Source organism: Vibrio neptunius (assembly GCF_000967495.1).
Classification (GTDB): Bacteria; Pseudomonadota; Gammaproteobacteria; order Enterobacterales; family Vibrionaceae; genus Vibrio; species Vibrio neptunius.
On sequence record NZ_JXXU01000101.1, the window covers coordinates 1 to 318 of the forward strand.

General features: G+C 47.8%; 2 tRNA genes. Both read right to left on the reverse strand.

Annotated features, from left to right (window positions below):
- Positions 1–74: 74 nt before the first annotated feature.
- Positions 75–150: transfer RNA gene (locus tag TW84_RS22780), tRNA-Ala, on the reverse strand.
- 43 nt (positions 151–193) lie between these two features.
- Positions 194–270: transfer RNA gene (locus TW84_RS22785), tRNA-Ile, on the reverse strand.
- Positions 271–318 lie beyond the last annotated feature (48 nt).

Consider the following 318-nt stretch of genomic DNA (forward strand, 5'->3'; position numbering starts at 1 on the left):
TTCCAAATTGTTAAAGAGCTTGATTTTCTGATGAAAACCATTTTTAAGAACACTTACGCAAATGCGCTTAAAGATGGTGGAGCTAAGCAGGATCGAACTGCTGACCTCCTGCGTGCAAGGCAGGCGCTCTCCCAGCTGAGCTATAGCCCCATCAGGTGTTGATACTGTGTGCCAATTCTTCTGGGAGGAAGATTGGTGGGTCTGAGTGGACTTGAACCACCGACCTCTCGCTTATCAGGCGAACGCTCTAACCACCTGAGCTACAGACCCAGTATCGTCTCTTAACGTGTATAAACGTATCAATCTGTGTGGACACTC